This is a genomic window from Achromobacter sp. D10 (genome assembly GCF_035282245.1).
GTDB classification, from domain to species: domain Bacteria; phylum Pseudomonadota; class Gammaproteobacteria; order Burkholderiales; family Burkholderiaceae_B; genus Achromobacter; species Achromobacter insolitus.
Genome location: NZ_JAYJLE010000018.1, coordinates 47489 through 71511, shown reverse-complemented (window position 1 = coordinate 71511; position 24023 = coordinate 47489). Strand labels below are relative to the sequence as shown.

At 67.1% G+C, this 24023-nt stretch carries 28 protein-coding genes; 8 read left to right on the top strand and 20 right to left on the bottom strand.

What is annotated here, in order from left to right:
- Positions 1–8 precede the first annotated feature (8 nt).
- Positions 9–326: a hypothetical protein gene (locus tag VCS63_RS29175; protein ID WP_164794827.1), complete on the top strand. Its 318-nt coding sequence runs from the start codon at positions 9–11 to the stop codon at positions 324–326.
- An 11-nt stretch (positions 327–337) separates the two neighbouring features.
- Here the strand turns inward: VCS63_RS29175 and VCS63_RS29170 are convergent, their stop codons facing one another.
- Entirely contained in the window at positions 338–964 is a 627-nt protein-coding gene (locus VCS63_RS29170) for a hypothetical protein (RefSeq protein WP_313380172.1), read from the bottom strand.
- A gap of 156 nt (positions 965–1120) precedes the next feature.
- Positions 1121–1291 carry a hypothetical protein gene (locus tag VCS63_RS29165; protein WP_308024046.1) on the bottom strand — a complete coding sequence of 57 codons (171 nt, stop codon included), beginning with the start codon at positions 1289–1291 and terminating at the stop codon, positions 1121–1123.
- Between VCS63_RS29165 and VCS63_RS29160 the strand changes: the two genes are divergently transcribed.
- Positions 1290–1805 carry a hypothetical protein gene (locus VCS63_RS29160; protein ID WP_164794830.1) on the top strand — a complete coding sequence of 172 codons (516 nt, stop codon included), beginning with the start codon at positions 1290–1292 and terminating at the stop codon, positions 1803–1805. The two genes, VCS63_RS29165 and VCS63_RS29160, sit on opposite strands and share 2 nt — an antisense overlap.
- 12 nt (positions 1806–1817) lie before the next feature.
- On the opposite strand, the gene VCS63_RS29155 is transcribed toward VCS63_RS29160, so the two are convergent.
- Positions 1818–2846 (bottom strand): AraC family transcriptional regulator, encoded by a 1029-nt coding sequence (locus tag VCS63_RS29155; RefSeq protein ID WP_323881865.1) that lies wholly within the window; start codon positions 2844–2846, stop codon positions 1818–1820.
- 216 nt (positions 2847–3062) lie between these two features.
- Between VCS63_RS29155 and VCS63_RS29150 the strand changes: the two genes are divergently transcribed.
- Positions 3063–3530, top strand: coding sequence for a MarR family winged helix-turn-helix transcriptional regulator (locus tag VCS63_RS29150; protein ID WP_063960874.1), 468 nt, complete (start codon positions 3063–3065; stop codon positions 3528–3530).
- Positions 3520–3996 (top strand): hypothetical protein, encoded by a 477-nt coding sequence (locus VCS63_RS29145; protein WP_042793070.1) that lies wholly within the window; start codon positions 3520–3522, stop codon positions 3994–3996. The genes VCS63_RS29150 and VCS63_RS29145 overlap by 11 nt, the downstream gene beginning before the upstream one ends.
- A gap of 30 nt (positions 3997–4026) precedes the next feature.
- Here VCS63_RS29145 and VCS63_RS29140 read toward each other — a convergent pair whose 3' ends face one another.
- On the bottom strand, positions 4027–4890 hold the full coding sequence (locus tag VCS63_RS29140; RefSeq protein WP_042793071.1) for a pirin family protein: 864 nt from the start codon (positions 4888–4890) through the stop codon (positions 4027–4029).
- Positions 4891–5058: 168 nt separating this feature from the next.
- Here VCS63_RS29140 and VCS63_RS29135 point away from each other — a divergent pair, with 168 nt between their 5' ends.
- The 4 genes from VCS63_RS29135 (at position 5059) to VCS63_RS29120 (ending at position 10778) form a co-directional block, all read left to right on the top strand.
- Entirely contained in the window at positions 5059–5589 is a 531-nt protein-coding gene (locus VCS63_RS29135; RefSeq protein ID WP_104653385.1) for a DNA-deoxyinosine glycosylase, read from the top strand.
- A 126-nt stretch (positions 5590–5715) separates the two neighbouring features.
- Complete coding sequence (gene dsrO, locus VCS63_RS29130) at positions 5716–6486, top strand: sulfate reduction electron transfer complex DsrMKJOP subunit DsrO (RefSeq protein WP_082884745.1); 771 nt, start codon at positions 5716–5718, stop codon at positions 6484–6486.
- Between the two features lie 19 nt (positions 6487–6505).
- Complete coding sequence (gene nrfD / locus VCS63_RS29125) at positions 6506–7540, top strand: NrfD/PsrC family molybdoenzyme membrane anchor subunit (protein ID WP_063960881.1); 1035 nt, start codon at positions 6506–6508, stop codon at positions 7538–7540.
- A gap of 37 nt (positions 7541–7577) precedes the next feature.
- Positions 7578–10778: a tetrathionate reductase subunit A gene (locus tag VCS63_RS29120; RefSeq protein WP_416379216.1), complete on the top strand. Its 3201-nt coding sequence runs from the start codon at positions 7578–7580 to the stop codon at positions 10776–10778.
- Positions 10779–10786: 8 nt separating this feature from the next.
- Here VCS63_RS29120 and ccmI read toward each other — a convergent pair whose 3' ends face one another.
- From ccmI to VCS63_RS29040, 16 genes are all read right to left on the bottom strand, one after another.
- Positions 10787–12073 (bottom strand): c-type cytochrome biogenesis protein CcmI, encoded by a 1287-nt coding sequence (gene ccmI, locus VCS63_RS29115; protein WP_323881861.1) that lies wholly within the window; start codon positions 12071–12073, stop codon positions 10787–10789.
- Entirely contained in the window at positions 12070–12594 is a 525-nt protein-coding gene (locus VCS63_RS29110; protein WP_323881859.1) for a cytochrome c-type biogenesis protein, read from the bottom strand. Before VCS63_RS29110 ends, ccmI begins: the two co-directional genes overlap by 4 nt.
- The gene (locus tag VCS63_RS29105; protein WP_042793074.1) at positions 12591–13112 is read right to left on the bottom strand and encodes a DsbE family thiol:disulfide interchange protein; all 522 of its coding nucleotides are present in this window, start codon (positions 13110–13112) and stop codon (positions 12591–12593) included. The genes VCS63_RS29110 and VCS63_RS29105 overlap by 4 nt, the downstream gene beginning before the upstream one ends.
- Positions 13112–15121 carry a heme lyase CcmF/NrfE family subunit gene (locus VCS63_RS29100; protein ID WP_323881857.1) on the bottom strand — a complete coding sequence of 670 codons (2010 nt, stop codon included), beginning with the start codon at positions 15119–15121 and terminating at the stop codon, positions 13112–13114. The genes VCS63_RS29105 and VCS63_RS29100 overlap by 1 nt, the downstream gene beginning before the upstream one ends.
- Positions 15118–15573 carry a cytochrome c maturation protein CcmE gene (gene ccmE, locus VCS63_RS29095; RefSeq protein WP_042793076.1) on the bottom strand — a complete coding sequence of 152 codons (456 nt, stop codon included), beginning with the start codon at positions 15571–15573 and terminating at the stop codon, positions 15118–15120. Before ccmE ends, VCS63_RS29100 begins: the two co-directional genes overlap by 4 nt.
- Complete coding sequence (ccmD, locus tag VCS63_RS29090; protein ID WP_323881854.1) at positions 15570–15740, bottom strand: heme exporter protein CcmD; 171 nt, start codon at positions 15738–15740, stop codon at positions 15570–15572. Before ccmD ends, ccmE begins: the two co-directional genes overlap by 4 nt.
- Positions 15737–16522 (bottom strand): heme ABC transporter permease CcmC, encoded by a 786-nt coding sequence (gene ccmC, locus VCS63_RS29085; protein ID WP_323881852.1) that lies wholly within the window; start codon positions 16520–16522, stop codon positions 15737–15739. The genes ccmD and ccmC overlap by 4 nt, the downstream gene beginning before the upstream one ends.
- A gap of 7 nt (positions 16523–16529) precedes the next feature.
- Positions 16530–17195 carry a heme exporter protein CcmB gene (gene ccmB / locus VCS63_RS29080; RefSeq protein WP_076812693.1) on the bottom strand — a complete coding sequence of 222 codons (666 nt, stop codon included), beginning with the start codon at positions 17193–17195 and terminating at the stop codon, positions 16530–16532.
- The gene (ccmA, locus tag VCS63_RS29075; RefSeq protein WP_063642670.1) at positions 17161–17835 is read right to left on the bottom strand and encodes a heme ABC exporter ATP-binding protein CcmA; all 675 of its coding nucleotides are present in this window, start codon (positions 17833–17835) and stop codon (positions 17161–17163) included. The genes ccmB and ccmA overlap by 35 nt, the downstream gene beginning before the upstream one ends.
- Positions 17822–18460 (bottom strand): cytochrome c3 family protein, encoded by a 639-nt coding sequence (locus VCS63_RS29070; RefSeq protein WP_323881850.1) that lies wholly within the window; start codon positions 18458–18460, stop codon positions 17822–17824. Before VCS63_RS29070 ends, ccmA begins: the two co-directional genes overlap by 14 nt.
- 16 nt (positions 18461–18476) lie before the next feature.
- Positions 18477–18953, bottom strand: coding sequence for a nitrate reductase cytochrome c-type subunit (locus VCS63_RS29065; protein ID WP_042793082.1), 477 nt, complete (start codon positions 18951–18953; stop codon positions 18477–18479).
- A gap of 20 nt (positions 18954–18973) precedes the next feature.
- Positions 18974–21469: a periplasmic nitrate reductase subunit alpha gene (gene napA / locus VCS63_RS29060; protein WP_042793083.1), complete on the bottom strand. Its 2496-nt coding sequence runs from the start codon at positions 21467–21469 to the stop codon at positions 18974–18976.
- A complete protein-coding gene (locus VCS63_RS29055) occupies positions 21453–21770 on the bottom strand; it encodes a chaperone NapD (protein WP_042793084.1) in 318 nt (105 codons plus the stop codon). The genes napA and VCS63_RS29055 overlap by 17 nt, the downstream gene beginning before the upstream one ends.
- Positions 21771–21793: 23 nt before the next feature.
- Positions 21794–21952, bottom strand: coding sequence for a periplasmic nitrate reductase, NapE protein (gene napE / locus VCS63_RS29050; RefSeq protein WP_042793085.1), 159 nt, complete (start codon positions 21950–21952; stop codon positions 21794–21796).
- Between the two features lie 218 nt (positions 21953–22170).
- Positions 22171–23025: a 3-keto-5-aminohexanoate cleavage protein gene (locus VCS63_RS29045; protein ID WP_042793086.1), complete on the bottom strand. Its 855-nt coding sequence runs from the start codon at positions 23023–23025 to the stop codon at positions 22171–22173.
- The gene (locus tag VCS63_RS29040; protein WP_238914544.1) at positions 23022–23984 is read right to left on the bottom strand and encodes a 3-hydroxyacyl-CoA dehydrogenase family protein; all 963 of its coding nucleotides are present in this window, start codon (positions 23982–23984) and stop codon (positions 23022–23024) included. Before VCS63_RS29040 ends, VCS63_RS29045 begins: the two co-directional genes overlap by 4 nt.
- Positions 23985–24023: the final 39 nt, after the last annotated feature.

The following is a 24023-nucleotide window of genomic DNA, read 5'->3' as shown; positions in this document are numbered from 1 at the left end:
ATCGGGGCATGAATCTGTACGAAGCGATACGCTGGGGCAATGAATCGGAAGACCCCTATCACGGCGGGCCGAATGGCGCGGACACCTGCTTCCTGGTGCGCGCCGGATCGGTGGAACAGGCCGGGCAACTCGCGGACGCGGCGTTGCGGGGCGGGAGGGGCGAGTTGGCGAACTGGACCCAGGTCCTGCACTTGCTGGGCGCGGAGCAGTCCTCCGACAGCGAACCGCGCATCCTGCGCGGGCCCTATCTGCAGCATGCCTACCGGCATGGCTGGCGCCTCTGGATCCGGGAGGACGCGATGGCGCCGTGGATTGAACAGCCGTAGGCCCGGGGCGCTCAGCGTGCAGACCTGTTCCGCCGTTCAATCTCCGCTACGGCCATCAGGATGACTTCGGCCTTGACCAGCGAGTCGTCGCTGTCGGCTTTTTCCAGCAGGTCATCGATCTGCGCGCGTAGGTAGCGGCAGTCGCTGGGTTCGCCTTTGGGATTGATCTTTTTTACCTCGACCCGTATCCGGGACACCCAGTCGCGCTCGGCCTGAGCCAATTTGCCCAGACGCACTTGACGCTTGTTTGCCGCCGCGACCGCTTCTTCGGTGCCCACGGCATCCATCGTCAGGAGTGCAAGCTTTCTTCCATCCAAGGGCGCCTGAGAGAGTGGCTTGTCCAGGATCGCTTCCGCCGTTGCCAGCGATGACAGTTTATCGAGGTCCGCGTTTGGAACCTCGATGGCGCAGGCGCCAGCGGCTGCGATGTGCGAGGCGGCCCGCTGGCCTGGCGAGAGTTTCTGCAGGCGGGGTGACAAGCCATCCACGGCCGCGCGCCTGGCCTTGGCGTTTGCCTCGCCAGAGCGCAAGGCGGCGCTCGAAGCCTCGAACGCCTTCATTTCGGCATCCTCCCCGGCAGATGCTGGGCTCATGACCAGCGACACGCAAAGAAGAAGACTGCTTTTCAGTGTTTTCATCGCGTTTCCTAGCAGGGGCTGCGCCGGACGGGCGGACTTTCTTCTGCGCGAGTTTCGTGGAAAAACGGACCCCGCGCCATAGAGGCCGGCGAACCAGGCAAGCACGCGTTGTTGGGATGCAACTGCAAGTCCGCTGCCGCATGGGCGCTTCGGGTTTCACTCATCAATCCGGCCGATGTTGGAATAGCATGCGGCGTGGGGATTCGCGCAGCAGATGCGCACGGGGAAAATGATGAAAAGAACAATTTCGGCGCTGACGCTGTGCTTGTGCGGCGGACTTGCCGCGGCACAGAACACGAGCAGCAGCTTTGAAGTGCAGGCACCCATGCGGAACTCCTTGGGCTTTCCAATGGGTAGCGACAGCAGCCAGGAATGGCTGGGCGACAAGGCAGTCGCGCACATGGGCTTCATTGCCGCCTGCAAGCTGTACCCGGCAGATGGGCCCGAGGTTCAGGGGATGGTGGCCATGGCTCTGGCCCAAGCGAGTCTGGGCATGGACCTGGCGCGCGCGCCGACAGACCCGGCCGCGCTGCGCGCCAGGCTCGCTCAGCGCCTGAACTCCCAGGAAGGGCGCAAGGACGCAGCGGAAAAAATCCAGGCCATGCGCAAGCGCGTCTTGGCCGAGCAGGCGCATGCCGGCAAGTTGATAGAGGCTTCCGAGGGTTTTACGGGCAAGAATCCGAATCCCTGCGAACTCGAGCGCTACTACGCGCGTCAATTCCTGACACAGCACAAGGACGGCGCCATGAAGGCCGCTCCCAAGATCAACCAGCTCGCGCGTCAGGTCATGGCGCAGGATTCCTCTGCCCAGGCCAAGCCGGCCGCGCCAGCCCGACCCTGATGCGGCGCTGTTTCAGCTGCGCCGCCTCAGGCTCTCGCTGGGGCTTACGCCATAGCGTTCCTTGTAGCCGGCGCTGAAGCGCCCCATGTGCGCAAAGCCCCAGCGCAGCGCCACGCCGGCGATGTTGCGGCTTTCGCCGGACACCAGCTCGGCGTGCGCGCGCTCCATGCGCAGGTCGCGCAGGTAGTGCATGGGACTCACGCCCAGGAATTCCTTGAACCCCGCGTACAGGCTGCGCACGCTGACGCCGGCGATGCGCGCCAGCTGCTCGGCGCTGACGGGTTCATGCGCATGCGCCTGCAGATAGTCCTGGACACTGCGTACGTGGCGCGGCAGCACCGCGCCGCGGCGGCCGGGCAGGGCGCCGGTGTAATTGTGGGGCTGGGCCGATAGCAAGGTGGCGGCGACCAGCTGTTCCATCTGATGCACGATGAGTTTGTGCTCGGCCAGGTTCGCGTGCTGCGTGGAGCAGTCCAGCAGATAGCTCATCAGGCAGCGCCAGGCCGGGCATTCGCGCCAGCGAAATCCCAGCTGGAAGCGCAGCGGCCGGTCCAGCGCACAGCCCAGGTGGCCCACCAGGGTGCGTTCCAGCAGCGAGCGGCCCACGCGCAGCATGAACTGATCGTTGTCGTCGGCCCAGCGCATGGCCAAGTCGTCGTCCGGGCTGACGACCGAAGCGACCTCCGGCGTCGAATCCAGCTGCTGGGGGCCGCTGCTGATGCGGGCACAGCCCGATAGCGGCATCTGCACCAGGAAGAAGTCCTCCAGCGGACCGGGGCGGATCTCGACGTTCGCGCCATAGCGCAGGCGATTCAGAGAGACCTCGCCCAGGGGCTGGTGGTGCATGCGGGCATCCAGGCGCTGCACGGCGCCGACCACGCCCAGATGGTGCGGTCGCATCACACGGCCGACCATGGATCGAGCTTCGTCCAGGTCGCCGGAGGCGAACAGCTGTTGCGCTGGCTGGCCCAGGACCGACTCGACCCGCGGTCCGGCCGGCGGCCAAGAAGTGCTGAGGGCGGATTGCGTCATGTCGAGCATGGGGGGACTCCACTGCCGAGGCCTTGAAGGTTCTGATAGTAAAGCTGCGCCGGACTGGGCGGACTGGTGGAAAACCCGTCCAGGCGCAGGGGGTTCTATCCGCTTATTGCGGCGGCTATCCATGCAGCGCAGAAAAACACTTCCAGCGCATGTTGACAACCGGTTTCCATTAATGGAAACTGGTTGTCAATTTAACAAAAGCCATGGAGTCCGCCTATGCAACCGACCAAGGAAGAACGGCTCACCAGGGTCATCCTGACCTTGTTTCAGTTGAACGGCGCGCTGCTGGACTGGGGCGATGCCTTCGTCGCGCCCGAGGCGCTGACCAGCGCGCGCTGGCAGATGCTGGGCGCCCTGGCGCTGGCCGGCCAGCCGCTTAGCGCGCCACAGGTCGCCGCCGCCATGGGCGTGACGCGCCAGGGTGCGCAGAAGCAGCTCAACCTGCTGTCCGAGGCGCGGCTTGTCGAAGTTCGTCCCAACCCGCAGCACAAGCGCTCGCCGTTGTACCGGCTGACCGATGAGGGGCAGCGTGTGTATGGCGCCATCGACGCGCGCTGGAAGGCGCGTGCGCGGCAGCTGGCTGGCGGCTTCAGCGCGACGGAGCTGGAAACGGCAGGGAAGGTGCTGTCGGGCTTGCTGGCCGCGCACATCCCGGCGCCATCGGAGCAAGATCATGAAACATAGAATCCACGCGGCCGCGGCCATTCTGACGCTGCTGTTTCTGGCAGCATTCTGGATATCGACGGCGGTGTCCGAACTGTTCCTGGCGGCTGGCGCAGTGGCACAGGTCAAGCTTGCCATTGCGTACGCGTTGCTGGGCTTTGTGCCCGTCATGATGCTTACCGCCGCGAGCGGCTTCATGATGGCCGGCAAGGGCAAACATCCGCTCTTGCAGGCCAAGCGCGGGCGCATGCCCTTCATCGCGGCCAACGGCCTGTTGGTACTCGTGCCGGCGGCGGTGTTCCTGGCGATGCGCGCGCAGGCGGGGCGGTTTGACGGAGTGTTCTATGCGGTGCAGGCGCTGGAGCTGGCGGCGGGCGCCGCCAACCTCGCGCTGATCGGACTGAACATCCGCGACGGCCTGCGCCTGGGACGCCTGCGGCGGCGTCCGCAGGAGCAGGGGCCGGGCCTAGCTTCCCGCCACCCGTAGCGGGACGGGAAACCAGGCGGTCCGGTTGCGTCAGTGCATCTTGCCGTAGCGTCCGGCGTTGAAGTCCTGGATGGCTTCGACGATTTCCGCCTGCGAGTTCATCACAAAGGGGCCGTAGCCGACCACCGGTTCGTTGATGGGCTCGCCGCTGAGCACCAGGAACATCGCGTCGTTGTTGGCTTCGACGGTGATGTCCTCGCCTTCCAGGGAAAACAGCGCCAGCTGTGCGTCGCGGGCCACGGTTTCGCCGTTGACCAGCACGGTGCCGCGCAGCACCACCAACATGCTATTGCGGCCTTCGGCGACGGGGAAGGTCGCCGACTTGCCGGCGGCCAGCTTCACGTCCCACACGTCCATCGGCGTGAAGGTGCGCGCCGGCCCCGCATGGCCCGCATAGTTGCCCGCGATGACGCGCAGCGTGCCCGCGCCGTCCGGCAAATCCACCGCCGGGATGTCCGCGTTGAGGATGCCCTGGTAGCCGGCCGGCGCCATCTTGTCCTTGGCAGGCAGGTTGACCCAGAGCTGCACCATTTCCAGCTCTCCGCCCTTGCGGGTGAATTCGTGGGAATGGAATTCCTCATGCAGGATGCCCGAGGCCGCCGTCATCCATTGCACGTCGCCGGGACCGATGACGCCGCCGTTGCCGGTGGAATCGCGGTGCTCGACTTCGCCGCTGTAGACGATGGTCACGGTTTCAAAGCCGCGGTGCGGATGCTGCCCGACGCCGCGCGGATGTTCGGCCGGCTCGAACTGTGCAGGGCCTGCGTAGTCCAGCAGCAGGAACGGGCTGGTGTTCTTGCCTTTGTCGTTATAGGAGAACATGGAGCGCACCGGGAAGCCGTCGCCCACCCAGTGGGGACGGGGGCTGGCATGCAATCCGAGGATCTTCTTCATGGTCGTATTTCCTGTTGCGCGGCCCCAGCGGGGCCGTTCGTCATAACTAAGAAGATAAGGGCGCAACCCCTTCGGCGGTAGTCCCTGGCATTGATAAGCACTGTTCCATGCATCGGACAGTGGGGGCGGAACTTGCGGCTGGCGTATCCTTCGGACATGGAAGACGGTATGCATACAGCCCAGGCGGGCGGCAACAACGATCAGGTACAGGGGTTCGCCCCGGTGGCGGGGGCTGGCGCGCGCGTGCTGGTGCTGGGTTCGATGCCCGGCGTGGCATCGCTCAGGCAGGGCCGTTATTACGCGCATCCGCGCAACGCCTTCTGGCCTATCGCGGCGAGCGTCTTCGGCTTCGATCCCGGCCTGGATTACGAGCAGCGTCTGCAGGCCTTGCAGGCTGCCCGCATTGCCTTGTGGGACGTGCTGCAGGCCTGCGAACGTCCCGGCAGCCTGGATGCCGACATCCGTGGCGACACCCTGGTCGCCAACGATTTCGCCGCGTTCCTGGAACGCCACCCGGCCATTGTGCGAGTCTGCTTCAATGGCGCCAAGGCCGCGGCGCTGTACCGCCGCCACGTGCTGCCCGGACTCGCCGTGCCGCTGGAATACGTGGACCTGCCGTCGACCAGCCCGGCGCATGCGGCGGCGTCATTCGAACGCAAGCTGGCGGCCTGGAGCAGGGCGCTGACGCTCACCGATTGAGCCGCCGCGGACGTTGGCGGCGATTATTGACGGCAACCCGTCCCCGGTTTGATACTTATCAAGCCTCTATATAACTCCAAGTGATAAGTTAATTCCCGTAACAGAATTAACGCTTGGAGAAGCACTATGAGCACCCCCGCCAGCCCCCCGGAACCGCCGCTACCGGGTAAACGAGGCTTTTTGAAGGGCTTATTGGGGTTGGGGGCCGCGGCCACCGTGATTCCCATCCGCGCGGAGGCCACCGGCATGAACGGCCAGCCGCCGCGCCGTCCTGGAATGGCAGGCAAGCGCTACGGCATGGTCGTGGATATGCGCAAATGCATAGGCTGCCAGTCCTGTACGGTCAGCTGTTCCATGGAGAACCTGCCGCCCATCGGACAGTTCCGCACCACCGTCCTGCAATACGAAGTCGTGCCCGACGCCGGAGGACCGGCGTCGATGGTGATGCTGCCGCGCCTGTGCAATCACTGCGACAACCCGCCTTGCGTGCCGGTCTGCCCGGTGCAGGCGACCTTCCAGCGGGAAGACGGCATCGTGCTGGTCGACAACGAACGCTGCGTGGGCTGCGCCTATTGCGTGCAGGCCTGCCCCTACGACGCCCGCTTCATCAACCACGAAACTCAGACGGCCGACAAATGCACGTTCTGCGAGCACCGCCTGGAAGCGGGGTTGCTGCCCGCCTGCGTGGAAAGCTGCGTGGGCGGCGCGCGCGTCATCGGCGACCTGAACGATCCGGACAGCGCCATCTCCCGGTTGCTGGTCGAGCACAAGGAAGACATCAAGGTGCTCAAGCCCGAGATGAAGACCGATCCCCACGTCTATTACATCGGCCTGCCCGATGCGTTCGTCCATCAGGTCGACGGCCAGGCCGGCGTGCGGCTGGCTGGCGGCCATTGAGCCATCGAAGGGGATGAGCATGCAGATCTCTGAATTGTTGACGCCGGTCTACGACGCCGCCTGGCTGCCTTGGGCCGTGCAGTATTTCTTCCTCATCGGCATCAGCGCCACCACCGCGCTGACCGCCGCCTTCGCGGCCTTCGGCAGCGCGGGTTCCCCCGCGCGCCGCCTGTTGCCCGCGGCGGTGACGGTGCTGCTGGTCAGCGCCATTGCCGCGCCCGTGTCTTTGCTGGCGGACCTGCACCAGCCGGGCCGCTTCTGGCATTTCTACGCGCATTTCACACCCTGGTCGTGGATGTGGCTGGGCGCTTTGCTGCTGCCGGTGTTCGTGACCCTGGCGTTGCTGTTCTGCGCCGCCTGGTGGTGGGGCCGCATCGGCTGGGTGCGTGTGCTGGGAATGGCGCTGGCGGTGTCGGCGCTGTCCATCCTGGTCTACACCGGCGCCGAAGTCATGGTGCTGCGCTCGCGGCCCTTGTGGCACACCGTGTTCCTGCCCGTGAACTTCGCGCTGACCGCCTGGCTGGGCGCGCTTGGCGCCATGTTCCTGGTGGGCCGCTGGCTGCGTGGCGGCACGCAGGCCATGCCTGTGGAATTGTTGCGCAGTCTCAGCGTGACCGCGGTGGTGATGATGGTGCTTGGCGCCGGCGCGTGGGCGCTGTTGGGCATGCTGGGCCTGGATCCCTCGTTTGACGCCGCGCTGCGCCTGTTCGCGGAATTCCCGATCTGGCGCGTCAGCCTGGCGGGGGCCGTCGCGACGGGCTTTTGCATGATCGCGTTGTTACAGCGTCCTGCCCGCACGTTGTCTGCGCCGCTGCCTTCGGGCGCACTGGCGCTGACCATGCTGGCGGCCGCCTGGATTTTTCGTTGGGTCGTCTTCATGAGCGTGCAGGGCGTGCCCAAGTACGGCGCGGGCCTCTATCTGTATGACATGCCTTGGGGCAGCGACGGTCTGCTCGGCATGGTCGGGGTGCTGGGCTTGTGCGTGGCCTTGATGGCCGCCGTGACCTACGCCCTGGAGCGGTTCCCGGCTCGCACTCGGGGATTGGCGGCCTGAACGCCGCCGGCAGATCAAAGAACATGGAATAAACGCAATGGACAAGCAACACGAAGACGATAAGCGCGGCGCCCCGCCGGACGGATCACCGGACCTGCCGCGCGACGAGGCGCGGCGCAAACTGATGGTGCGCGGCGGCGTGGTCGCTGGCGGCATGGCGGCCTTCGCGGCGGGCTACGGCGAAACCGTGGCGCGCGCGGTCAAGGGCCTGGCCCAAGGCACGGCCGGCGTGCCCACCGCGCATGCGGTGCGCGGCAACTCGCTGACGCCGGAGTTCCGCATCGACCCCGTGAGCGGGGTGCTTACCGCTCAGCCAGGCCAGGTCGTCAGCCCCTCCAGTTGCCTGGGCTGCTGGACCCAATGCGGCGTGCGCCTGCGCGTGGACACGAAGGAAAACCGCATTCTGCGCGTGGCGGGCAACCCCTACCATCCACTGGCCACGACCCGGCCCGCCGCCATGGACACGCCGGTGCGCGACGTCTACGCACAATTGGGCGGCGACAATGGCCTGGAAGGGCGCGCCACCTCGTGCGCGCGCGGGTCCGCCATGCTGGAGCAGATGCACAGCCCCTTCCGCGTGTTGCAGCCGCTAAAGCGGGTGGGCAAGCGCGGCGAGGGCAAGTGGCAGACCATCTCGTTCGAACAGCTGGTGCAGGAAGTCTGCGAAGGCGGCGACCTGTTCGGCGAAGGCCATGTGGACGGCCTGCGCGCCATCTTCGATCGCGAGACGCCGCTGGATCCGCAGAATCCCGAGTACGGCGCCAAGGTCAACCAGTTTCTCTTCACGGACGCGTCCAACGAAGGGCGTACGCCGCTCATCCAGCGCTTTGCCGGCCAATCCTTTGGCACGGTCAACTTCAGCAACCACGGCTCCTATTGCGGCCAGAGTTTCCGCGTGGGCGCGGGCGCCGCGCTGGGCGACCTGAAGGGCATGCCCCACGGCAAACCCGATTGGGACAATGCGCGCTTCGGCCTGTTCATCGGGGCGGCGCCGGCGCAGGCCGGCAACCCGTTCCAGCGCCAGGCCCGGCAGTTGGCCGAGGCCCGCGTGCGGCCCGAAGAGACCGGCTTTACCTATGTGGTGGTGTCGCCCATGCTGCCGGCTTCGTCCAGCCTGTCGGCCGGATCGGGCAACGAGTGGGTGGCCGTCAACCCGGCTGGCGACTTGGGCCTGGCCATGGGGCTGATCCGCTGGATCCTGGACAACGAACGCTACGACGCCCGCGCGCTGGCGCAACCCGGCCCCAACGCCATGAAGGCGGCGGGCGAGGCGGCCTGGACCAACGCGACCCATCTGGTGGTGGCCGAGCCCGGCCATGCGCGCCTGGGCAGTTTCCTGCGCGGCTCGGACCTGGGTTGGCCGCGTCCGGCAGATGCCGGCGACAAGTGGGAAGACGTGTATGTAGTGCGTCTGGAAGATGGCACGCTGGCGCCGCACACCACCGCCGCGTCCGCCGCGCTGTTCGTGGATGACGCGGTGGCCGCGCCGGGCATGGACGGCGCGCCCGAGGCGCTGCGCGTGCGCAGTTCGCTGTCGTTGTTGCGCGAGGAGGCGCGCCGCAAGACGCTGGACGAGTACGCGGAACTGAGCGGCGTGCCCGCCGCCAAGATCGCGTCCCTGGCCGAGCGCTTCACCAGCTATGGCAAGCGCGCCGTGGCCGACGCGCATGGCGGCACGATGAGCGGCGCGGGGTTCTACACTGCTTACGCCATCGCCATGTTGAACACGCTGGTAGGCAACCTCAACGTCGAAGGCGGCCTGGTGCTGGATGCCGGCCCGTTCCCGCCTTACGGGCAGGGACCGCGCTACAACATCGCCGGCTTCGCCAACCGCGCCACGCCCAAGGGCGTGGGCTTGTCGCGCAACCGCTTTCCGTACGAGAAGTCCAGCGAGTTCAAGCGCAAGAAGGCCGCCGGACAGCCCGTCTACCCGGCCGCTGCGCCGTGGTATCCGGCCACCGGCGGGCTCAGCTCGGAAATGCTGGCGTCCGCGCTGGCAGGCTATCCGTACCGCGCCAAGGTCTGGTTCAACCACATGAGCAACCCGATCTACGGCATAGCCGGGCTGAAGAGCGTCATCATCGACAAGATGAAAGATCCGCGCCTGTTGCCGCTGTCGGTGTCGATCAACCCGTTCATCAACGAAACCAATGCGCTGGCCGACTACATCGTGCCGGACACGGTGACGTACGAAAGCTGGGGCATGTCGGCGCCCTGGGCGGACGTGATTGCCAAGGCCTCCACCGTGCGCTGGCCCGCCGTGCAACCGCGCGTGGCGCGCACCGCCACGGACGAACCGGTCTGCCTGGAGACCTTCCTGATTGCCTGTGCCAAGCGGCTGGATATGCCGGGCTTTGGCGCTGGGGCCATCTCGGACAAGGACGGCGCCAAGTACGCGTTGGACACGCCGGAGGATTTCTTTCTGCGCGGCATGGCCAATATCGCCTTTGCGGCGGGCAAACCGGTGCCCGAGGCCAGCGACGACGACATGGCCCTGACTGGGGTGGACCGCTACAGCGCGCTGTTGCAGCAGAAGCTCAAGCCGGGCGAATGGCGTCAGGTCGCCATGCTGATGAGCCGCGGCGGGCGCTTCGACAAGATGGAGGACGCCTGGGTAGCCGAAGGCGGGGCGCGGCAGACGCGCGCCGCCTACGCCAAGCCGCTGCACATCTGGAGCGAAGAGCTGGCGGGTTTCCGCCATTCCATGACGGGCGAACGCTATAGCGGCTGTCCGACCTGGTATCCGACGCGACTGGCGGACGGCCGGGATATGCGGGCGCAATACACGCGGCAGGATTGGCCCTTCCTGCTCAGCTCCTTCAAGTCCAACCTGATGAGCTCGATGTCTATCGGCGTGAATCGCCTGCGCCAGGTGCACCCGCACAATCCGGTATCGATCAACCGGCAGGACGGCGAGCGCCTGGGCATCCGCAACGGGGATGCCGTGCGCATCGTGACACCGGGCGGCGCGGTGACCGGCCTGGCTTTGCTGCGCGACGGCATCCAGCCTGGCGCAGTGGGCATCGAGCACGGTTACGGCCACACCGAACTGGGCGCGCGCGCCCACGTCGTGGATGGCACGCCCATGCCGCACGATCCGGGGCTGGCAGCGGGCGTAAACCTGAACGACCTGGGATTCGGCGACGCCTCGCGCGGCGAACACGCCAACGTCTGGATCGATTGGGTTTCCGGCGCGGCGGTGCGCCAAGGCTTGCCCGCGCGGATCGAGCGGGTCTGATTCGGCCCTTACGGCACGACGGTATCGGCCACCAGCTCCAGCCCGTCGGCAGGAATGCCGACGGCCGGCAGCGTGCCGCCCAGGTCGCCTGGCCGGGCGGCGGCCGTGCCGGATCGGCTGACGCGGATTTCCACCAGCACCTTGCCGGCCCGCGACAAGGTTGCGTCGGGGGACATGGCGTTGCTGTCGTCCAGCACGAAATCGCGCGGCAGGTCTGAGACTTGCAGGCGCAGGATGGCCAACGGCATCCGCGAACCTTGTTCGGGACGCGCCAGGATGAACACGGTGTCGGAGGGCTGGACGCGGTCGCGCAGCGTGTCCGCGATGCGGGCGCGTCCGCTGAGGCGCGCGGCAGCCGCGGCTGCGGCTGGCGGGGGCGCTGTATGGGCGGTGGGCGTCTCGACAGCAGCCGGGGCGGTGGTTGCCGCGGCAGTTCCGGCGGGCGCGGCCGCCATGGCGCGCGCCTGCGCGATGTTGGACTGGATCTGGCGCGCCGCTTCCGAGTCCGGCGGTAGTTGCGTGCGCAGGCGCTCCCAATGCGCCAGCGCCTCTGCTGCGTCGCCGCGACGCAGCGCCATCATGCCGGCCAAGGCCAGCGCCTTGGGCTGGTCCGGCTGCGCGGTCAGCGCCTGCGCCACCGCCGCGATGGAGGCGTCGTCGGGGTTGCCTTGGTTGGCCGAAAGCAGCGCGTCGGCCAGATCGGCCAGCACGGCCGGTTGCCCCGGCACGAGGCGCAGCACCTGTTGGTAGGCCGCTACCGCGTCCGCGTAGCGTCCCAGGGTTTCATACGAACGCGCCAACATATACCAGCCATCCGCGTCATCGGGCGCCGCGCGCAGCCGCTGCGCCAGCGCGTTAATGGCCAGCGTCATGTCATTGCCGGTTTCGGACGCATGCGGTTCGGCGGGCTGGCCCGCGCCGGCGACGGCCGCCGCGCGAGGATTGCCCAACTGGCCATACAGCAGCACGGCCGCGACGGGGATGAGCACGGTCAGCAGGCAGGCGGCCGCTACGCCTGCGCGCTGCCCGGCCCAGGGCGCGCTGCGGGTGCGCCGCCGTTCCAGGTCCTGCAGCAGGTCGCGCTGCAGTTCTTCCTCGGCGCGAGCTCGCGCCGCGGCGCTGAGGCTGCCATTGCCCATATCGCGTTGCAGCTGTTCGCGCTGCGCGAGATAGAAGGCGCGAACATTGGCGTCGGATGCGGGTTCCGCGGCGGGAGCGCGGCGCAGCAAGGGGGGGATCAGGCAGAGCAGGGTCGCCAGCAACAGGCACACCACGATGAGCCAGAGAGTGGTCATGAGCCGGTATCCAGGAAACGCGCCGCGCGTTCGCGTTCGTCCGCAGTCAAGGGCGCACGGGCGCCGGCGCGGCGCTTCAAGGTGCGCACCAATGTGACGAAGCCCAGCGCCAGCAGCGCGAACGGCCCCAGCCACAGCAGCCAGGTAATGGGTTTGAAGGGCGGGTCGTAGCGCACGAAGTCGCCGTAGCGGTCTTCGAAAAAGCGCATGATCTGCGCGTCGCTGCGGCCCGCTGCCAACTGGTCGCGGATCAATTTGCGCATGTCCTGGGCCAGCGGCGCGTTGGATTCAGCCAGGGTCTGGTTCTGGCACACCAGGCAGCGCAGTCCGTGGGCCAACTTGTCGGCGCGCTGTTCAAGGACCGGCGGTAGCGCTTGGGGGGCGGACGCGTGTACCTGGGCGCGGGCGCCGCCGGGCAGGGCGAGCGCCAGCGCCAGCACCCACGCCGCCGCCAATGTCAGCAACGGGCCGCGGAACCCGGCCCGTAGCAGGCCGTCAAGCGGCGAGCGCAGGCGCCTCATTGCAGCGCCTCGATGGCGGGTTGGATTCGGTCGCGCCAGATCTCGGGCGTGATCAGGCCCAGTTGCTTGTAGCGGATGCGGCCGTCGCGGTCGATGACGAAGGTTTCGGGCACCCCGTACACGCCATATTCGATGCCGACGCGGCCGTCGAGGTCGCTGGCCGATGCGATGTAGGGGTTGCCGTTACGCGCAAGCCAGGCTTCCGCTTCCTCCGGCTTGTCCTTGTAGTTCAAGCCATACAGGGGGATGCCGTGGCGCTGCGCGGCTTCACGCAGCACGGGCAGCTCATCTTTGCATGGGCCGCACCAGGACGCCCAAACATTCAGCAGCCAGACCTGGCCGCGCAACGATTGCACGTCCAGTTTCTTGCCGGGCGCCAGCAGCACGGGCAGGCCGATGGCGGGGGCAGGCTTGTCTATCATGGCCGAGGGAACCGCGCGCGGATCGCGCGACAGGCCCATCGCCAGGAACACGGCCATGGCCAGAAACGCGGCCAGCGGCACGAGATAGCGCAGCATCAGATGCCCTCCCGAGAGGCCGCGCGCGCGGCGCCGGGCATGGCCGGTTGCGGCGCGCGGGCTGGCTCCTGGACGCGGCGGTAACGCTTGTCGCCGGCCGCCAGTAGACCGCCCAGCGCCATCAGGATGCAGCCCGTCCAGATCCAGGTCATGAAGGGCTTGACCTGCAGGCGCACCGTCCAGGCGCTATCGCCCACGGGGTCGCCCAGCGCCACGAACAGGTCGCGCGTGAAGCCGCTGTCGATGTCCGCCTGGCTCAGCGCCATGTCCTGCACGGCATAAAGGCGCTTTTCCGGGTATAGCGTGACCACGGGCTTGCCGTCGCGGGTCACCGGGAACACGGCGCGCTGGGTGCTGTAATTGGGGCCGGTGGCCGGACCGATGCTGGCGAAGGTGAACGCGTAGCCACCCGCCTCCCGGGTGGCGCCGATGTCGATCTTCAGCTCTTGCTTGACCTCGTAGCCATTGGCCAGCGTGACCCCGGCGATGAAGATGCCCACGCCCGCGTGTGCCAGCAGCATGCCGTACCAGGAGCGCGGCTGGCGGCCCAGCCGGCGCAGCCACTGGCCGTCGCCATCCGTCAGCCGTTGCCAGGCATGCGCTGCGGCGCTGGCGACCGACCAGGCTGCCAGCCACAAGCCCAGCATCACCATGGGCGAGCCCAGGCGCGCGGGGCCCGGCATGGCCAGTGGCAGCAGCACGGCTGTCGCAACGCTGACCGCGAAGGCAATGCGCAGCCTGCGGCCCAGGTCGGGCAGTTCGGCCAGCTTCCAGCGCGCCACCGGCCCGATGCCCATCAGGAAGATCGCGGGCGTCATCAGCGGAACGAACACGGCTTCGAAATAGGGCGGGCCGATGGAGATCTTGCCCCACTCCAGTACGTCCAGCACCACCGGATAAAGCGTGCCCAGCAAGACCGAACCCGCCGCCACGGTAAGCACCACGTTGTTCGACAGCAGCAGCGATTCACGCGACAGCAGCGAAAAGCCTCCCCCCAGTCCCACCGTGGGCGCGCGCCAGGCGTACAGGGCCAGCGACCCGCCCACGGTCACCAGCATGAACCCCAGTATGTACAGGCCGCGGCCCGGGTCCACCGCGAAGGCATGGACGGAGGTCAGCACGCCCGATCGCACCAGGAAGGTTCCCAGGATGCTGAGCGAGAAAGTGCAGATGGCCAGCAGCACCGTCCAGCTGCGGAAGGCGCCGCGGCGCTCGGTCACGATCAGGGAGTGGATCAGCGCGGTGCCCGCCAGCCACGGCATGAAGGACGCATTCTCCACCGGGTCCCAGAACCACCAGCCGCCCCAGCCCAGCACGTAGTACGCCCAGGCGCTTCCCAGCAGGATGCCGACGGTCAGGAAGGTCCAGGCCGCCAGCGTCCAGGGGCGCACCCAGCGCGCCCACATGGCGTCGAGCTCGCCCGACAGAAGCGCCGCGATGGCGAAGGCGAAGGCCACGGAGAAACCGACGTAGCCCATGTACAGCATGGGCGGGTGCACGATCATGCCCGGGTCCTGCAACAGCGGGTTGAGGTCGCGGCCCGCCATGGCTGGCGGCATCAGGCGTTCGAAGGGGTTGGACAGGAACAGCAGGAACAGCAGGAAGCCCACGCTGATCCAGCCCATTACCGCGAGCACGCGGCCGACGAAGGGGAGGGGCAGGCGGCGGCTGCACAGCGCCACGGCCAGGGTCCAGGCAGTCAACAGGTACAGCCACAGCAGCAGCGACCCTTCATGGCCTCCCCAGACCGCCGCGAAGCGGTAGGCGGCCGGCAGGTCGGCATGCGAGTTGGCGGCCACGTACAGCACGGAGAAGTCGTTGTCCACGAACGACCAGGCCAGGCAGCCGATGGCCACGGTGGTCAGGCCGAACTGGCCGTACGCGGCGGGCCGCGCCAGCCGCAGGCCCGCTTGCCAACCGGTGGCCGCGCCCAGCAGCGGCAACACGCCCTGCGCCAGCGCCACCAGCAGCGCCAGGATCAGGCTGAACAGGCCGATCTCGGGAATCATTGCGCCTCCGCGCGCATGGCGCTCGGTTCCGCGCCCGCACGCTTGAGCGCATCGGCGGCTTCGGGCGGCATGTAGTTTTCGTCGTGCTTGGCCAGCACTTCGGTTGCGCGGAACACGCCGTCCGGTCCCAGCTTGCCGGCCACGACCACGCCTTTTCCTTCACGGAACAGGTCGGGCAGCAGGCCCTGGTATGTCACCGGCACGGTATGCGCCGTGTCCGTCACCACGAAGCGCAACGTCAGGCCGTCGGCCTCGCGGCGCAGCGAACCTTGTTCTACCAGGCCGCCGACGCGGAAACTGCCGCTGGCGGGCGCTTCCTTGGCCAGCACTTGCGTGGGACTGAAGAAGAACACCAGGTTGGACTGCAGGGCGTTGAGCACCAGCGCCGCGGCGGCGGCCAGCAGGCCCAGCCCGCCCAGGATGGCCAGCGCGCGGCGTTTGCGCGGGCTCATGGCGCCGTCCTGTCCGCGCGTCTGGCGGGATCCCGCAGCGCGCGCCGCGCGCGGCTGCGGCGCCAGAGCACCAGGGCCTCCAGGCCGATCAGGACCAGCGTCACGCCATAGGCGCCCAATAGATAGGGGCTGTGGCCTTGCAGGGAAAACAGGGCTTCCCAGCTCATGGCGTCTCCCTCTGCGCCCGGCCCGCGCGCAGGGCGGCCGGTTCGCGTTCGGCGATGATGCCGCGCACGCGCGCCAGCGCCGCCGCCGCGCTGTAGCACCAGAATGCCGCCACCATCAACAGCATGGCGGCAACCATGATGCGCGCCATGCTGGGCGCGGTGGTGAGGTTGATCGAAGCGCCCTGGTGCAGGGTGCTCCACCAGCGCACAGAGAAATAGATGATGGGTACGTTGATCACGCCCGCCAGCACCAGGATGGCACCGCCCCGGTCGGCCCGCTGCGTGTCGTCGTCGGCCGCGGCCTGCAAGGCCAGGAAGCCGAGGTAGAGGAACAGCAGGATCAGTTCGGACGTCAGCCTGGCGTCCCACACCCACCAGGCGCCCCAGGTAGGTTTGCCCCACAGCGCTCCGGTCCACAGGGTCAGGAATGTGAAGAGCGCGCCAGTGGGGGCCAGCGCCCGCATCATCATGAACGACAGGCGGGTATTGAAGATCAGCCCCAGTGCGGCGTACAGCGCCATGACCAGGTACAGGAACATCGACATCCACGCCGCGCCGACGTGGATGAACAGGATGCGGTAGACCTCTCCCTGTTGGCTATCGGTGGGCGCGACCGCCAGGCCTACGTACAGGCCCGCGGCCGCGAACAGCCCGGCGGCAAGCGCCAGCCATGGGATCATGCGGCCGGCCAGCGGGTAGAACGTGGCGGGCGAGGCGTAACGCAGCCAGCCCGCGCCCGGCGCGGCGGAGGGATAGGAGTCCAGGGCAGGGTGCTCGTGCATGGCGTCCTCAGTCCAGCGCCACGCGCAGCGCCGCCGAGGCGCTCCAGGGACACAGCAGGATGGCCAGGCACAGGCAGGCGCCCAGCAGCGACAATTGCGGGCCTGCACCCATCCCCACGTGCGTAGCGGATACCGCGCCCGCGCCGAAGATCAGCACAGGCACATACAAGGGCAGCACCAGCAGCGGTAGCAGCGCGCCGCCGCGCAGGCCCAGTGTCAGCGCGGCGCCCAGCCCGCCCACCAGCGCCAGCGTCGGTGTCCCCAGCAGCAGTGACAGCACGAGTATGCCGATGGCCTGCGGCGCCAGGCCGAATTGCAGGGCCAGCACGGGGCTGGCCAGGATCAACGGGAGGCAACTGCTGAACCAGTGCGCCGCGAGCTTCGCCCCAACCAGCAAAGGCAGCGGATGCGGCGACACCAGCAATTGTTCCAGCGCGCCATTGTCATAGTCCTGCGCGAAAGGCCGGTTCAGCGTCAGCAGGATCCCCAACAGGGCGCAGACCCACAGCACGCCCGGCCCGATGGCCAGCAGCAGCGCAGGGTCGGGGCCCACCGCCAGCGGGAACAGCGTGCCGGCCACGATGAAGAACAGGGTGGCGCCCAAGGTGTCCGCGGGCCGTCTCCAGGCCAGTCGGATTTCACGCAATGCCAACTGCGACAGCGTAGCCAGCATCCGCGTAGTCATCCATGTTCAGGGTTTGGGTGTGCGCCGCCTGGGAGGAGGGTTCGCGGTGCGAGGCGAGCACCGCCGCGCCGCCGGCCGCCAGGTGGGCTTCCAGCGCCAGGCGCAGCAGCTCCAGGCTGGCCGCGTCCAGGCCGGCGTCGGGTTCATCCAGTAGCCACAGCGGCTTGGCGCCAAGGACGACCGCCGCCAGCGCCAGCCGCCGGCCTTGTCCCTGGGACAGGCGCAGGGCGGGCATGTCGGCGCAGGATTCCAGGCGCCATGCGCGCAAGGTGTCCAATAAACGAGTTTCCGCCTGCGGCGTGCCCGCGACGTGCAGGGCGTAACGCAGGTTCTCGGAGGCGCTCAGTTCGCCGCACAAGCCGTTGCCGTGTCCCAGGTAGGCCATGCAGGCGCGGTAGCCGGCGGGATCGCGGCGCGCATCGTCGCCGCGCCACAGCACGCTGCCGGCCAGGGGACGCAGCAGACCCGCCAGCATCCGCAACAGGCTGGTCTTGCCGCTGCCGTTGGCGCCGCGCACATGCAGCAGCTGGCCGCCATACAGCTCGAAATCCACGGGCGCGGAGTATCCGCGGCGGCTGGTCAGGCCGCGCGCGCAAAGCAGGGGAGGCGGCGCGTCAGCGGGCCGCATGCGCCACTTCCGTGCCAGGGCCCGTGGGCAGGGGCGCCATGGAAGTCGGGCCCGGGCCCATGTTGGGCAGCTTGTGCGCTATGCCCTTGTGGCAGTCGATGCAGGTCTTGCTCTTGTCCGCCAGATAGGTGGAGTGCATGTTCTGCGCGCGCGGGCTCTGGCGCGTGAAGTCCATGTACTCATAATTGTGGCAGTTGCGGCATTCGAGCGAGTCGTTGGCCTTGAAGCGGGCCCATTCGTGCTGCGCCAGCTCCAGGCGCTTGTCCACGAACTTCTCGCGCGTGTCGATGGTGCCGAAGATCTTGCCCCAGACTTCCTTGGATGCCTGCATCTTGCGCGCGATCTTGTCTGTCCAATTGTGCGGCACATGGCAGTCCGAGCACAGGGCCCGCACGCCGGAACGGTTGGTGAAGTGGATGGTGCCTTTGAGCTCGGCATACACGTTGTCGCGCATTTCGTGGCAGCCGGTGCAGAACTTCTCGGTGTTGGTGAGTTCCATGGCCGTGTTGAAGGCGCCCCAGAACAGGATGCCGCCGATGAATCCGCCGACGGTCAGGAAGCCCAGGCTGAAATGCACGCTGGGCCGTCGGATGATGTTCCAGTAGCGCTTGATGAGTCCGAGCATGGCTGCCTCCGGTCGCTTACTTCTTGGCGGGCGCCGGGGCGGTCAGGCGCTTGAGGATCACGTCGATGTCCTGGTAGGTATTGGACACGAGCGGCTTGGCCTCCGTCTGCGGCACATGGCATTGCACACAGAAGTAGCGGCGCGGAGAGACTTCGGCCAGCACGTTGCTGTCGCGGTCCATGTAATGGGTCACGCTCAGGGGCGGCGCCTGGGTTTCCTCGGTATTCACGCGCGCGTGGCAAGCGAGGCAGCGGTTGAAGTCCTTGTCGACCTGATATCCGTCGATCTTGTGCGGAATGGTGGGCGGCTGCATGGAGTACGTGCGCATCCGCCTGATGTCCTTGTTTTCCACCGGGCTGATGAGCGGCGGATCCGTCTCCTGCGCGACCGGGGTGGGGCCGCGCATGGGGTCTTCGATCTCCAGCGGCGGCGCCGCCCAGGCGGCGGAACCGAGGAGGACGCATGTCGCGAGAGTCAAGGCGCGTATGTTCATGGCTGTCTCCGGTTCACCGTTCAGACCTTGACGATCTTGACCGCGCACTTCTTGAAGTCGGTCTGGAACGAGATGGGATCGGTGGCGTCCAACGTGACCTTGTTGATCAGTTGGCCGGCGTCGAACCAGGGCACGAAGACCAGGCCGCGCGGCGGCTTGTCGCGTCCGCGCGTCTCCAGGCGCGTGCGCATCTTGCCGCGCCGCGACACGACCTCCACCTCGACGCCGCGCCGCAGGCCCATTTCCTGGGCGTCGTCGGGGTGCATGAAACAGACTGCGTTGGGAAAGGCCCGGTACAGTTCCGGAACCCGTCGCGTCATCGAGCCGGAGTGCCAGTGCTCCAGCACGCGCCCGGTCGACAGCCAGAACGGATATTCCTTGTCCGGCGATTCCGCGGGCGGCTCATAGGGCAGGGCATAGATCACCGCGCGCCCATCCGGGTTGCCGTAGAACTCGAAACCGGCGCCCGGCTTCACGTAGGGGTCGCTGCCTTCGCGGTAGCGCCACAGGGTCTCCTTGCCCTTGACCACCGGCCAGCGCAGGCCGCGCACTTCATGGTAGGTGTCGAACGGCGCCAGGTCGTGGCCATGGCCGCGTCCGAATTCGGCGTATTCCTCGAACAGCCCCTTCTGCGCATAGAAGCCGAAAGCCTCGGATTCCTGGTTGGCGTAGTCCTTGTCGCGCTCGGTGTTGGGATAGCGGTTGACCTTGCCATTGGCGAACAGCACATCGAACAGTGTCTTGCCGCGGTACTCGGGCTTCTTGGCCAGGAGGTCGGCGGGCCAGACTTCCTCCACCTTGAAGCGCTTGGAAAACTCCATGAGCTGCCACAGATCGGAGCGGGCGTCGCCGGGCGCATTGACCAACTGGTGCCAGAACTGGGTACGGCGTTCGGCGTTGCCGTAGGCGCCTTCCTTTTCAACCCACATGGCCGCCGGCAGGATCAGGTCGGCCGATATGGTGGTGACGGTGGGGTAGGCATCCGACACCACAATGAAGTTGTCGGGGTTGCGGTAGCCGGGCAGGCCTTCGTTCATCAGGTTGGCGGCGGCCTGCATGTTGTTGTTGACCATCACCCAGTAGGCGTTGATCTTGCCGTCCTTGAGCATGCGGTTCTGCAGGACCGCATGCGCGCCCACCTTGCTGGGAATAGTGCCGTCGGGCAACTGCCAGATTTCCTCCGCGTGCGCGCGGTGCTTCGGATTGGTCACCACCAGGTCGGCGGGCAGGCGATGCGAAAACGTGCCCACTTCGCGCGCGGTGCCACAGGCGGAGGGTTGGCCAGTCAGGGAGAACGGACTGTTGCCCGGCGTGGAGATCTTTCCCGTCAGCAGGTGGATGTTGTAGACCATGTTGTTGGCCCACACGCCGCGGGTGTGCTGGTTAAAGCCCATGGTCCAGAAGGAGGTGACGCGCACCTTCGGGTCGGCATAGAGTTCGGCCAGCTCTTCCAGCTGCTTCTTGGGCAGGCCGCTCAGCTTGGCGGTGTAGTCCAGGTCGTACTTGGAGACGAACTTGGCGAAATCGTCGAAGGTAATGGGCTTGGAGCCGCCGGCATCGCCCGCGTTCTTGGCGGCCTTCTGCAAGGGATGGTCCGGCCGCAATCCGTAGCCGATGTCGGCATTGCCTTCGCGGAAAGTCGTGTGCTTGTCCACGAACTCCCGGTTCACGCGTTTGGTCTGGATGATGTGGTTGGCGATGTAGTTCAGGATCGCCAGGTCCGTCTGCGGCGTGAAAGTCAGCGCGATGTCGGCCAGTTCGTAAGACCGGTGCTCGAAGGTGGACAGCACCACCACTCGGGTCTTGGGCGCCGACAGCCGCCGGTCGGTTACGCGGGTCCACAGAATGGGGTGCATCTCCGCCATGTTGGAGCCCCACAACACGAAGGCATCGGCGTTCTCGATGTCGTCGTAGCAACCCATGGGTTCGTCGGCGCCGAAGGTGCGCATGAAGCCCACCGCGGCCGAGGCCATGCAGTGGCGCGCGTTGGGGTCCAGGTTGTTGCTGCGAAAGCCCGCCTTCATGAGCTTGAGCGCGGCATAGCCTTCCCAGACGGTCCATTGGCCCGATCCGAACATGCCCACGGCTTCGGGTCCCTTGTCCTTCAGCACCCGCTTGAACTGTTCGGCCATGACGTCGAAGGCCTGGTCCCAGGATACGGGCGCGAATTCGCCGTCCTTGGCGTACTTGCCGTCCTTCATGCGCAGCAGCGGCGTGGTCAGCCGGTCGTTGCCATACATGATCTTGGACAGGAAGTAGCCCTTGACGCAATTCAGGCCTTTGTTGACTTCGGCGTTGAAGTCGCCGTGCGTGGCCACGACCTGGTTGTCCTTTACGGCAACGTTCACGCCGCAGCCGGTCCCGCAGAACCTACAGGGAGCCTTGGACCATTTGAGCTTGGCGGCCTCGGACTCGGTGACGATGTTCTGCGTATAACCGACGATGGGGATGCCGGCCACGGTGGCGGCCGCGGCCGCGGCGGATTGCTTGATGAAATCTCTACGAGCCATTGCCATCGTCAATCTCCTCGTTCATCGCGTCCAGCGAGTCGGCGTGCTGGTAGACCAGCGCCGAAGCGAGCACGCCATCCAGGCGCTGGATCTCCGAGATCCGGGCCATCATGTCGTCGGTGGAGGGCGCTTCGAGGGTGACCACCAGTTTCCCGGAGTCGGAAGCGCCATGGATTTCCGCACCGGAGATCGAGAGGATCGCCTGGCGGACGTCGGGCAAGCGGCGCGGCGCGGCGTGCACCACCATGCTGGCGATATGCAGCTCTGGCGGCGCCGCAGGCGGCGAGGAATGGGGGAGCGCGGACATGGGAGGGGTTCCGTCGCGTTGCATCAGCTGCCGGGAGGGCCGGCGAACAACTGATAGAACCAGACGAGGAAACCGTAACCCGCCACAATGATGACTGAAAGGACGGGGGCCATGACAGCCGTCAGGAACAGGAAACTACGCAGTTCCTGAGGCTTGGTGTAGCCATCAGACTCGTTTTGCACACAGCACCTCACTACGACAGTTGGGGCATTGCGTTTAACGTGCGGATATCGAAGCTTTTAGCAGATGGCTGTAATTGGCGTCAATGTTGCGCCACGGCGTAACAATGCGCGCGGAAGGTGGGTTGGCGCTGTATAGCAAGGCTCCGAACGGCCAAGCAAAAACGGCCGGCGGATGCATGCTCCGCCGGCCGGCTGAAACGCTTTGCGGCAACGGGACGCTAGCCTATCGCCCCATAGATGCGGCGCGCATCGGCGGCGGTGGCCAGCGGCCGACCCAGGGCTTGGGCGCCTTGCGCGGCCTGCAGCACCAGGGCCGAATTGCCTGGCGCGGTGCTGCCGTCGCGCAGCTTCAGATTGTTCTCGAAGCCCACGCGCATGTGGCCGCCAAATGCCGCGGCCGTGGTGACGCAGGCATTTTCCTCGGGGCCGAAAGCGCAGACGGCCCAGGGCAGCGACTGGTCATACGCGGCCAGGAAAGGCAGCAGATCATAAGCCGAGGAGGTCTGGCCCGCACTGTACCGGCCAAGCACGAACAGCACCGACCATGCGCCTGGCGGCACCAGGCCGCGCGCGCGTAGCGACAGCCAGCGGCGCACGTCGCCCTCGTCGTACAGAATGATCTGCGTCATGATGCGGCGTTCGGCGATCCAGGCCAGGAAGGCCGCCAGTTCGGCTTCCGGGATGTCCGGCACGGCGATCTCGCGCAGGCCGATGGACACCGCCTCGGGTTGCAGTTCGCGCACCAAGGCGATCTGCTCGGCCGCCTTGTACACGCCGGCGGCTTCGCTGGTCACTTGCACCAGCAACTCGTCGCCCACGGCGCCGCGCACGGCGGCCAGGGCATCGCGGTAGGCCTGGGCGTCCAGCAGGTGGCTGCCGTCGGGCTTGCGCACGTGCATATGCATCATGGCTGCACCGGCGTCCAGGCAGGCGCGGGCTTCGCTTGCCAGGGCCGCGGCCGTGAGCGGCACGGCCGGATGGTCGGCCGCCTGCTTATAGGCGCCGTTGGGCGCCACCGTGATGATGACGGGCGAGTCGGCGAGCGCGGCGCGGGGCGGGAAGGTGCCGTTCATGGCTTGATCTCCGGCAGTTCGGGGGCGATCAGGTCCAGGCCCGCGCGCAGCAACCGGTCGTAGCGCGCGCGCTCGGCGGCGATGGTCTCGGGCGTCCAGGTGTAGAAGCCCTGGCCTGTCTTCATGCCGTGGCGGCCGTCCTGGGCGCGTTCGGTCAGGCATCGCGCGGGCTCGCTGGCGTTGCAGAACGTGGGGTACATGGTGGCGCCCGCCGCGGCATGCACGTCTATGCCGGCATGGTCGCGCTGCATGACCGGGCCGGCCGCCAGGAAGCGGAAGCCGAAGCCGAAGCGCACGGCTGCGTCCACGTCTTCGGGCGAGGCAATGCCGCGGTCGATCAGGTCGAAGGCCTCGCGCGATAGCGCATGTTGCAGGCGATTGGCAAGAAAGCCCGGCAGGTCCTGCCGCACCTTTACCGGCACGCTGCCGCAGCGCCGCATGAAGTCGATCAGGGTGTCCGCGCAGGCGTTATCGCTGGCTTCGCCCAGCACGACTTCCACCAGCGGCACCAGATGCGCCGGCATGAAGAAATGCAGGCCCAGCATGCGGCCCCGGGTATCCAGGCCCTGGCTGATGGCGCTGATCGGGAAGCTGGAACTGTTGCTGGCCAGGATCGCGTCCGGCCGGGCGCGCCGCGCCAGGTCGGCGAACAGTGTTTGCTTGATGTCCAGGCGTTCGGGTATGCACTCGATCACCAGGTCCACGCTGGACCAATCGACCTCGTCCAGTCCGGTTGCCGTGGACAGCAGCGCCGCGTTGGCCTCCCTGCCTATGGTCCTGAGGTTTTCCGTCACCCGGGCAGGCAGGCCCGCCGCGCGTTGCGGGTTCGATTCGATCACCGTCGTCCGGCAGGCTGCGCGGGTCAGCACCACGGCCACGTCGGCTCCCATGGTGCCGCCGCCCACCACCACCGCATGCGCCGCGCCCGGATTGGGCAGCGCGATCGCGTCCGTCTGCATGGTTTGCTCCTATATCTGAAACTACGCTGGGGGCGAGTG

Excerpts from the sequence above, each read along its gene's own strand:
- VCS63_RS29175 (WP_164794827.1), top strand. The coding sequence starts at position 9 with ATGAATCTGTACGAAGCGATACGCTGGGGCAATGAATCGGAAGACCCC.
- VCS63_RS29120 (WP_416379216.1), top strand. The coding sequence starts at position 7,578 with ATGGACAAGCAACACGAAGACGATAAGCGCGGCGCCCCGCCGGACGGA.
- VCS63_RS29145 (WP_042793070.1), top strand. The coding sequence starts at position 3,520 with ATGAAACATAGAATCCACGCGGCCGCGGCCATTCTGACGCTGCTGTTT.
- VCS63_RS29155 (WP_323881865.1), bottom strand. The coding sequence starts at position 2,846 with ATGCTCGACATGACGCAATCCGCCCTCAGCACTTCTTGGCCGCCGGCC.
- ccmC (WP_323881852.1), bottom strand. The coding sequence starts at position 16,522 with ATGCACGAGCACCCTGCCCTGGACTCCTATCCCTCCGCCGCGCCGGGC.
- ccmE (WP_042793076.1), bottom strand. The coding sequence starts at position 15,573 with ATGAGCCCGCGCAAACGCCGCGCGCTGGCCATCCTGGGCGGGCTGGGC.
- VCS63_RS29135 (WP_104653385.1), top strand. The coding sequence starts at position 5,059 with ATGCATACAGCCCAGGCGGGCGGCAACAACGATCAGGTACAGGGGTTC.
- ccmD (WP_323881854.1), bottom strand. The coding sequence starts at position 15,740 with ATGAGCTGGGAAGCCCTGTTTTCCCTGCAAGGCCACAGCCCCTATCTA.
- VCS63_RS29105 (WP_042793074.1), bottom strand. The coding sequence starts at position 13,112 with ATGCTGCGCTATCTCGTGCCGCTGGCCGCGTTTCTGGCCATGGCCGTG.
- VCS63_RS29070 (WP_323881850.1), bottom strand. The coding sequence starts at position 18,460 with ATGCTCGGACTCATCAAGCGCTACTGGAACATCATCCGACGGCCCAGC.
- VCS63_RS29170 (WP_313380172.1), bottom strand. The coding sequence starts at position 964 with ATGAAAACACTGAAAAGCAGTCTTCTTCTTTGCGTGTCGCTGGTCATG.
- dsrO (WP_082884745.1), top strand. The coding sequence starts at position 5,716 with ATGAGCACCCCCGCCAGCCCCCCGGAACCGCCGCTACCGGGTAAACGA.
- VCS63_RS29065 (WP_042793082.1), bottom strand. The coding sequence starts at position 18,953 with ATGAACATACGCGCCTTGACTCTCGCGACATGCGTCCTCCTCGGTTCC.
- ccmI (WP_323881861.1), bottom strand. The coding sequence starts at position 12,073 with ATGACCACTCTCTGGCTCATCGTGGTGTGCCTGTTGCTGGCGACCCTG.
- VCS63_RS29160 (WP_164794830.1), top strand. The coding sequence starts at position 1,290 with ATGCGGAACTCCTTGGGCTTTCCAATGGGTAGCGACAGCAGCCAGGAA.
- nrfD (WP_063960881.1), top strand. The coding sequence starts at position 6,506 with ATGCAGATCTCTGAATTGTTGACGCCGGTCTACGACGCCGCCTGGCTG.
- ccmB (WP_076812693.1), bottom strand. The coding sequence starts at position 17,195 with ATGCTGGCTACGCTGTCGCAGTTGGCATTGCGTGAAATCCGACTGGCC.
- VCS63_RS29150 (WP_063960874.1), top strand. The coding sequence starts at position 3,063 with ATGCAACCGACCAAGGAAGAACGGCTCACCAGGGTCATCCTGACCTTG.
- ccmA (WP_063642670.1), bottom strand. The coding sequence starts at position 17,835 with ATGCGGCCCGCTGACGCGCCGCCTCCCCTGCTTTGCGCGCGCGGCCTG.
- VCS63_RS29140 (WP_042793071.1), bottom strand. The coding sequence starts at position 4,890 with ATGAAGAAGATCCTCGGATTGCATGCCAGCCCCCGTCCCCACTGGGTG.
- VCS63_RS29040 (WP_238914544.1), bottom strand. The coding sequence starts at position 23,984 with ATGCAGACGGACGCGATCGCGCTGCCCAATCCGGGCGCGGCGCATGCG.
- VCS63_RS29100 (WP_323881857.1), bottom strand. The coding sequence starts at position 15,121 with ATGATTCCCGAGATCGGCCTGTTCAGCCTGATCCTGGCGCTGCTGGTG.
- napA (WP_042793083.1), bottom strand. The coding sequence starts at position 21,469 with ATGGCAATGGCTCGTAGAGATTTCATCAAGCAATCCGCCGCGGCCGCG.
- VCS63_RS29055 (WP_042793084.1), bottom strand. The coding sequence starts at position 21,770 with ATGTCCGCGCTCCCCCATTCCTCGCCGCCTGCGGCGCCGCCAGAGCTG.
- VCS63_RS29045 (WP_042793086.1), bottom strand. The coding sequence starts at position 23,025 with ATGAACGGCACCTTCCCGCCCCGCGCCGCGCTCGCCGACTCGCCCGTC.
- VCS63_RS29165 (WP_308024046.1), bottom strand. The coding sequence starts at position 1,291 with ATGGGTGCCTGCACTTCAAAGCTGCTGCTCGTGTTCTGTGCCGCGGCA.
- VCS63_RS29110 (WP_323881859.1), bottom strand. The coding sequence starts at position 12,594 with ATGAGGCGCCTGCGCTCGCCGCTTGACGGCCTGCTACGGGCCGGGTTC.